Origin of the sequence: Parabacteroides sp. PFB2-10 (assembly GCF_029893085.1) — a bacterium.
Taxonomy (GTDB): Bacteria; Bacteroidota; Bacteroidia; order Bacteroidales; family Tannerellaceae; genus QVMG01.
On record NZ_JARXWI010000025.1, the window covers coordinates 19,837 to 27,472 of the forward strand.

General features: G+C 38.7%; 8 protein-coding genes. 5 read left to right on the forward strand and 3 right to left on the reverse strand.

The genetic code is table 11. The annotated features are described in order from the left end of the window. Positions 1 to 4: 4 nt before the first annotated feature. Both M2137_RS14255 and M2137_RS14260 read right to left on the reverse strand, forming a co-directional pair. On the reverse strand, positions 5 to 493 hold the full coding sequence (locus tag M2137_RS14255; RefSeq protein ID WP_129733359.1) for an RNA polymerase sigma-70 factor: 489 nt from the start codon (positions 491 to 493) through the stop codon (positions 5 to 7). A gap of 55 nt (positions 494 to 548) precedes the next feature. Then, positions 549 to 1,079: a dihydrofolate reductase family protein gene (locus tag M2137_RS14260; protein ID WP_129733360.1), complete on the reverse strand. Its 531-nt coding sequence runs from the start codon at positions 1,077 to 1,079 to the stop codon at positions 549 to 551. 864 nt (positions 1,080 to 1,943) lie between these two features. Between M2137_RS14260 and M2137_RS14265 the strand changes: the two genes are divergently transcribed. Further along, a complete protein-coding gene (locus M2137_RS14265) occupies positions 1,944 to 2,762 on the forward strand; it encodes a carboxypeptidase-like regulatory domain-containing protein (RefSeq protein WP_280767103.1) in 819 nt (272 codons plus the stop codon). A 238-nt stretch (positions 2,763 to 3,000) separates the two neighbouring features. On the opposite strand, the gene M2137_RS14270 is transcribed toward M2137_RS14265, so the two are convergent. Beyond that, positions 3,001 to 4,095 carry a Fic family protein gene (locus tag M2137_RS14270; RefSeq protein ID WP_280767104.1) on the reverse strand — a complete coding sequence of 365 codons (1,095 nt, stop codon included), beginning with the start codon at positions 4,093 to 4,095 and terminating at the stop codon, positions 3,001 to 3,003. A 489-nt stretch (positions 4,096 to 4,584) separates the two neighbouring features. Here M2137_RS14270 and M2137_RS14275 point away from each other — a divergent pair, with 489 nt between their 5' ends. From M2137_RS14275 to M2137_RS14290, 4 genes are all read left to right on the forward strand, one after another. Next, positions 4,585 to 5,280: a hypothetical protein gene (locus tag M2137_RS14275; RefSeq protein ID WP_280767105.1), complete on the forward strand. Its 696-nt coding sequence runs from the start codon at positions 4,585 to 4,587 to the stop codon at positions 5,278 to 5,280. Positions 5,281 to 5,453: 173 nt separating this feature from the next. Beyond that, positions 5,454 to 5,738, forward strand: coding sequence for a hypothetical protein (locus tag M2137_RS14280; RefSeq protein ID WP_280767106.1), 285 nt, complete (start codon positions 5,454 to 5,456; stop codon positions 5,736 to 5,738). A gap of 5 nt (positions 5,739 to 5,743) precedes the next feature. Further along, positions 5,744 to 6,952, forward strand: coding sequence for a VapE domain-containing protein (locus M2137_RS14285; protein ID WP_280767107.1), 1,209 nt, complete (start codon positions 5,744 to 5,746; stop codon positions 6,950 to 6,952). A gap of 236 nt (positions 6,953 to 7,188) precedes the next feature. Further along, the gene (locus M2137_RS14290) at positions 7,189 to 7,608 is read left to right on the forward strand and encodes a CHC2 zinc finger domain-containing protein (protein ID WP_280767108.1); all 420 of its coding nucleotides are present in this window, start codon (positions 7,189 to 7,191) and stop codon (positions 7,606 to 7,608) included. Positions 7,609 to 7,636: the final 28 nt, after the last annotated feature.

Consider the following 7,636-nt stretch of genomic DNA (forward strand, 5'->3'; position numbering starts at 1 on the left):
TTAATTATAATAGTTCTGTCCTAAGAAATTGCAAAGCAGCGCTCATCCGTTTTTCGACAGCTTTTACGCTTATATCCAAACATTGGGCTATTTCACTATACTTTAGTTCATCATTCCGGCTCATCAGGAAAACAACCCTTTGTAATTCCGGCATCTTTTCTAATGCTTTAGCATAAGTAGATGCCAATTCTTCAAAGTTTAATTCATCTTCGGGCGACAAGGGACTATCAATCTGAATACTCATACTCACCTCATAATCTAAACGGGTAGAACTTTTTCGATAATTGCTTATAACCATATCGTTTGCTATCTTATAAAGCAATGGTTTTAAATTAAGGTTATCCAGTTGTTCCCGTTTCTCCCAAATCTTCATAAAGACATCCTGTGCCATATCCGATGCTGCATCCCTATCGCCACAGCGATAGAAGATAAAACTTCGAATCGTATCAAAATACTTATCGAATAATTGTTTGAACTCTGCTTTGCTTATCATCCAGTTGGACATTTTACTATTATACCGCATGAAGATATAAATACCCTACATGAAATTATAAAGATTTTTGGTAATCAACTTTCAACACACCCGAATCATATACTTTTGTCTTTATTATTTCCCACTTAGATTCCTTGTTTTGTTCAGGAAATAAAGATATGCCTTTGCCCAAAATTATGGGGAAGTAGCAAATTTGCATTTCGTCAATCAAATCTGCGGCGAGCAACATTGAAATTAATTCTCCGCCTCCAACTAACCAAATATCTTTACCTTCCTGATTGCGAAGTTCAGAAATCGTTTCAATAATATTCTCCGTGATAAAACGTACATTCTCCTTTGTATCCCATTCATGGTGGGATACAACATAAGCCATCTGTTCCGAATATGGCCAAATTACATCCATGTTCATAATTTCACGGTAAGTACGACCGCCCATAATAACCGTATCAACCGAAGCTGATAGATTTTTGCAACCGTAATCTGTCTTTTCACGATTTGGGCATCCGGTAAGCCATTCCAATCCGCCGCCTGGCTCTGCAATCCGTTGGTCAAGTGATGCAGCGATGTAAAGGATAATTTTTTTCATGCTACTGAATTTAATTGTTTATACCATTGCTCGCTGTATCTCAAAAAAGAAGCGTGGAACTCACACTGCTCCGATACGAGGTACTGGTATACCTTTGAAAGAAACAGGCAAGCCCACGCCATACTCTCGTATAGCATGAACATTGCGCTATCTGTCCCTTTCAGTTGAAAATTACCAGTTTTCGTATCGAGACGTTCAGCGAACGTTATGTTATATATAAACGGAATTAATCCGCTAAAATTCTATTTATCTGGTGCAAAGATACCAAATTAGTTTAAGGTATTAAAGTCTTTCCAGTTGAGATTGTTGGTGCAAGGTGCAAGTATCTATATATAGATAAACTTGCACCTTGCACTACGTCTAAAAGATTATTTTTCAAAACCTTTGGTGATTTCAAAAATTGTAGTAACTTTGAACCCAAGTTTTATGCAGACAAATTGGCGTCAATAGCAGCCAGAACTGCCAAGAAAATAAGGCAGAAAAGGATATTGCTCCAATTCGTACCACATAAACAAAAAAAGATTTTTAATCACTGAATATATGCGTTTTGCGGTCGCGGGTTCGAGTCCCGTCCGTTCCGCTAAAAAAGGAATAAGGTTGGTAAGGTCGTTAAAAGACTGACGTACAACGAGTTTAAGAGTTTTGGCTCTAACTCGTACCCCTAAAGATAAAAAGAGGGGTTAAGTAGCTGGAAAACAGCGAAAAGACACAGTTTGGTGGCGTACCCGTCCATACCGCTTAAAAGACTGACAATCAGTCAATCACGAAGACAAAAAGCCTGTAAAATAGCATTTTACAGGCTTTCTTTTTATCCCTTTAGGACACACTAACACAAGGTGGTAAAAAGTAAATAAAAGATGTGTTATGAAAAAGAAAACAACCTTAGTACTCGTTTTTATTTTGATATTCAGCACACTTTACGGGCAGAATAGAATTACAGGAAGCATCTTGAATGCGGAGAATAACTTGCCAATAGAATATGCTAATATTGGGATTGTTGGGAAAAACATAGGGACTGTTTCTGATATGAATGGACAATTTGACTTTTCGGTAGAAACTCAATACTTAAACGATTCTTTGTTGTTTTCATGCGTTGGTTATGAATCTTATTCTATGAGAATATCACACATGAAAGAAAACGATACAATACACTTAAAAGAAAAACCATTTTTGCTCAACGAAGTGGTTGTTACACCTCGGAAATTTAAAGAAAAAGTGTTTGGGATAACCGCTAAAAAGGGAATTGGCGTTACGGGATTTGAAAATAATAATCTTGGATACGAATGTGGCCTGTTGATGAAGAACAAAAAAAGAGCAGAACTCAGAAGTGTAAATGTCAATATCTCCTCGTGTGCATACGATACCATTTTCTATCGTTTGAATATTTATGAAGTGAAAGAGAAAAACAACTTTGAGAACATTTTAGTAGAGCCAATATATGTAATTGCTTCGAAAGAAGATATTCTCAACGGCAGTTTAAAGATTGATTTAACGGGGTATAATGTTGTTGTTAACGGAAATTTCCTGGTAACATTAGAACACATTAGGGACTTAGGAAATGGAGGCCTTTGGTTCCCGATGAGTCTGAAACAAAAAACTTATCACAGGAAAACGAGTCAAGGGAAATGGGAAACGGCACCAATTGGATTTAGTCTGAGTGTTAGAGCAAATGTTGAAAGATAATAAGAGTTGTATTGACTATATTGATTCAATTCCTAATATTACACCCAAAGATAATTTGAGTGTTGTCAATTACGAACGGGTTGCAGAGTGCGCTTTGGGTATAACAGAACTGATACGGAAGTTATAAATTCTAATACCTCTTGCTGCTTCCGGAATAATTTCATAGCCTTCTGCCGCTAAGCTATCCAGTAGAGTAGTTTTCCTACACCAGGACCACCTGTGATAATATAAAATCTATTCATATTATAACCAATTCATAATTCGTACTTCTTCCTCCCTGTGCCTCTTTCTGCAAAACATCCTTGTTTATGAGGTCTTGTATATCCCGTATGGCTGTATCTTGTGAGCATTTAGCTATTTTTGCCCATTTGGAAGATGTTAGTTTTCCATCAAACCCATCTAATAATTTGTTAAGCATCAATCGCTGGCGATCATTCAGTGGAGTTTGGCTGTGTTTTTCCCAGAAACGAGCTTTTTTCAGAACGGAATCTAACGCATCAGTACTATTGAGTAAGGCATTTTCAAGGCAAGCTAAAAACCAAACCAACCATTCTGTTATATCGCTTGTTCCATGTTGAGACTTTTCCAAAACTTCATAGTATCTTTTTCGCTCAACAAGTATCTGGTTTGACATACTGTAGAAACGCTGTGAACTTCCATCGCTTCGAGCAAGTTGAAGGTCTGTTATAATACGCGCAATACGACCATTCCCATCATCGAATGGGTGAATAGTAACAAACCAGAAATGTGCGATTGCAGCTTTCAGTACCGGGTCTATCTCTGATGATGTATCATTAAACCATTTCAAGAATAAATCCATTTCGGTTTCTACCTGATCCGGCTTAGGAGCTTCATAATGAACTTTCTCTTTGTCCATCGCTCCAGAAACGACTTGCATATCACCACTACGGTACTTGCCGACCTCTATTTTATACATACCACTAAAACCGGTCGGGAAAAGTGCGGCATGCCAGCCCAATAACCTTTCAGTGGTTATCGGTTTAGCCTGATTTTGCGTGGCATCAAGCATCATTTCTACAACACCATCCACATTTCTGGGCGAATCGACCAGACCGGATACCTCCAAGCCTAATTTACGGGCAATAGACGAACGCACCTGGTCTTTATTCAGGATTTCTCCTTCTATTTCAGTTGACTTCAGAACATCCAAGGTCAACGTAGAAAGTACGGCTTCTTCTTTTAATTTAAACCCTAAACTTTCCATTTCTCCCAATAAACGACCCTGCAAATGTCTTACATTAGCTAACAATATAAGCAGTTTGCCATTGTCCCATGTGAAATTCGGCCAATCCTTAGTCTGATATATATACATAAAGTTTACAGTTTTATTCTACGCAGTTATTGCGACAAATATACACCTTTTTCTCCGCGCTACAAATTATCTCCGCATATTTTGCAAAGAAAACCAATAAAAGAGTTGGTATCATCAATATTTTGTAGACCTTTGCATCAGATATCAGAGTGATATTCAAACTCTTTGAAATTATTGTAAAGCACTGTAAATCAGTAAGGTTTGCACGTTGAATTAGGCGTTAGACTTGATTTTTATGCTATCGTAAAATATTGGTTAACAGTGGATTGTCGTTTTAGTTCGACATCCGCCCATACCGCCAAGAAGCCTGTTAATCTGTTGATTGACAGGCTTTTATTTTTTACCGTGTTGCGTTTGTGTTGCAAATTCACATTTGTCCCATTCCTTCCCCATCATTGTGCAACACAGAAAAATATCCGCAAACTGGATAAATTTCACTAAATTTGCTCCCGATTCAATAATCATCGTATGCAAAACAAGTACCGTAAAATGTATAATGAGAATTTGCTGGGGACATCGGATGTTTCCATCCTTAAATTCTATTATGCCAGTTTTAAGTTACAATATAGCAAAGGTAAAATTACCGATGTAAGCCGCTTTTTGGATGATTGTGCAAAAATATCCGAAGATACAAACCTTATATTGAAACTGTCCGGTTTAATTCCTTTTTTCAACTTGTTCTTTGGAACAGGAAGAGAACAGAAGCATATTGCTGAAATAATCAGAACTAAACGTGAAGAGGTTGAGAAACTATTCATGCAGGATGATATTTCTGATGAGACTATAAGATCTTTGTTATATGGCATATCACCTCTTACACATGCTAGTAGTTTAACAAAAGAAGAAATACTGCAATTAATTAAAGAGAAAATCCTTAAATGCTACTCCATTAAAGGCAAGAAACAATTGGGCGACCGTATTTTCGGCTATCTGCTGGCTTCAGAACTGCTTCCGGCATATACGCCTGACGAACGGCTGGATGCATGGCATAAGCTGATTGGAGGAAAAATCACTCCTTCCGATACCAAACTACACGCAACTCCCTACCTGAACCGGAGCAATGTCGATACACGGACACTACTCAAACATCTGGACTCTATCCGCGAGTTTTACAATGAAATCGGCTTGATGAAAACCGTTCTTATTATCCAAAAAGATATGGATAAGCTGTCCGGAAAATCCTGATTTTCGCCCCTTATACCGATTTATTTTCCCTTGTTTTACTCCCTGCCATAACAGGCTGACTTGTCCCATTCTGTGAAGCCTTGTCCCGTATTGTCCCGGAGACGCAAGTTGCTTATCCCCAGAGAAATTACGTTATATATTTGTCTTCCGAAATTTCTAAAATTATTAGTAAAATGCGAAAGACATTCAAGAAATTCTGGTTAAAATCAGAAAATGAGGAAGCTGTTGAGAACAGCATTCCTGAAGAACAAGTATCGCCTGTTGATAAGGCGATGAGTAACCTAATCAAGATGAAAGAGGCTACCCGGCTCTTAAAAGCCTCTGCCCCTACAGTCCGCAAATATGCCCGGCTCGGTTACTATAAGGAATACCGTTTCGGAGAGAAGCTCGTCTTCTATAATAAGGAGGAGATTCTAAACTTTATCCTAAATAGATGTAGAATGACAGAAGAATCTTGATCCCGATGAAAGAGAAAACAGATTCTTCCGTCCGCCAATCCAAAAATGAGCGGATTGAGGCATACTTGCAGGAGAAATACGATTTCCGCTTCAATGTGATAAAATCCAAACCGGAGTATCGCACAAAGAATGACAATAATCCGTTTCAGCCTGTTACCAAGTTTGCCCTCAATTCATTCAAACGACGGATTGATACGGAGCTGGGCATTTCTACATCAGCAGAGAATATCCGAACCATTCTTGAAAGCGACTTTTCGCCAAAGGTGCATCCGGTTAAAGACTATTTCCGGCAATTGCCACGTATAGAGCCTGACATAAACCAATACATCCTCCAATTAGCGCAGACTGTAACCACCGCCAATCCTGAAAAATGGAACGAATATCTTACCAAATGGCTAATAGGCGTTGGTGCCAATGCGCTGGAAGATGTAGGTTGTCAGAATCATACTTGTTTGGTATTAACCGGAGAACAGGGACGGTTCAAGACAACATGGCTAGACCACCTTTGCCCGCAGTCGCTAAAGAGCTATCTGTTTACCGGAAAGATAGACCCGCAGAATAAAGATGTATTGACAATGATTGCCGAATACCTGTTTATCAATATCGATGATCAGTTGAAAGCCCTGAACAAACGAGACGAAAACGAATTAAAGAATCTGATAACGACTCCGGCTGTTAAATACCGTCGTCCTTATGATGTGTATATTGAAGAATATCCGCATTTAGCCAGCTTCATGGCGTCGGTTAACGGCAACGACTTCTTGACTGATCCAACCGGAAGCCGTAGGTTCTTGCCGTTCGAGGTTATCAGTATCGACATCAAAACAGCGGAGCAAATCAATATGGATAATGTATTCTCCGAAGTGATGTGGCTTTTGGATAATGGCTATCGCTATTGGTTTGTCGAGGAAGAAATTACGGAGCTGCACAGGCTTAGCCAACAATTCCACGTACAGACTACCGAATATGAAATGCTACTGAAAGGATTCGAGAAGCCGGAAGCCGATGAAGAATGTTATATGACTACTTCGGAGGTATTAAGCTACTTGCAGGCATATACATTGGTAAAACTGTCCGAAAAGCGAATGGGCGAAGCTCTGCGTAAAGCTGAATTTGAACGGCTCTCCAAGCGATTGACGAAAGGAGCTAATCCGGTTCAATGCTACCGGATAAAGAAAATCAAGCCGAATCCATTCTTCGACCGTGATTTATAGAAATATAGATATGGATTATTCTTCTTACTACCTTACTACAATCATATATAATCCAGTGAAAGAAAAAGGATTAAGGCGTAGTAAGAAGCAAAATCCGCATCTTACTCTCATCCTACTACCTTACTACAGAGTAGTAGTTACTACAAAATATAATCATACTACATAAAAATAATTGATTATCAGTTCAATACATAGATTCATTTATGTAGTAAGTAAAACAGCTAAAAAATAAGAAAATGAAAAATTCAAATTATATAAGTATAAAGCAATATCTTGAAAATAAAGGAATCAGTCCGGTAAAAGACCGGGGATATTACGGAATGTATCTCTCCCCTTTGAGGAATGACAGCAATCCCAGCTTCAAAGTCGATTATGACAAAGATTTATGGTATGATTTCGGTACTAATGAGGGCGGTTCGATTGTTGACCTCGTGATGAAGTTGGAAAATTGTCCGCTGGCGGAAGCACTCCGACAATTGGAAAATTCTTTTTCCTTTCATCGGAATGATACTCTGCCTATTTCTCCTAAACTAGAAAGCCGAGAATCGGCACTAACCATTACGGATATAAAACCGCTTGCTCACCCTGCTTTGTGGAAAATCCTCTCCTCGTTGACCCCTGTTCGCCAATCGAAACTGATCCCCTCCGCCAATTGAAATTGCCCCCGTTTGCCAATTGAAATTG

Excerpts from the sequence above, each read along its gene's own strand:
- M2137_RS14255 (WP_129733359.1), bottom strand. The coding sequence starts at position 493 with ATGATAAGCAAAGCAGAGTTCAAACAATTATTCGATAAGTATTTTGAT.
- M2137_RS14285 (WP_280767107.1), top strand. The coding sequence starts at position 5,744 with ATGAAAGAGAAAACAGATTCTTCCGTCCGCCAATCCAAAAATGAGCGG.
- M2137_RS14280 (WP_280767106.1), top strand. The coding sequence starts at position 5,454 with ATGCGAAAGACATTCAAGAAATTCTGGTTAAAATCAGAAAATGAGGAA.
- M2137_RS14260 (WP_129733360.1), bottom strand. The coding sequence starts at position 1,079 with ATGAAAAAAATTATCCTTTACATCGCTGCATCACTTGACCAACGGATT.
- M2137_RS14275 (WP_280767105.1), top strand. The coding sequence starts at position 4,585 with ATGTATAATGAGAATTTGCTGGGGACATCGGATGTTTCCATCCTTAAA.
- M2137_RS14290 (WP_280767108.1), top strand. The coding sequence starts at position 7,189 with ATGAAAAATTCAAATTATATAAGTATAAAGCAATATCTTGAAAATAAA.
- M2137_RS14270 (WP_280767104.1), bottom strand. The coding sequence starts at position 4,095 with ATGTATATATATCAGACTAAGGATTGGCCGAATTTCACATGGGACAAT.
- M2137_RS14265 (WP_280767103.1), top strand. The coding sequence starts at position 1,944 with ATGAAAAAGAAAACAACCTTAGTACTCGTTTTTATTTTGATATTCAGC.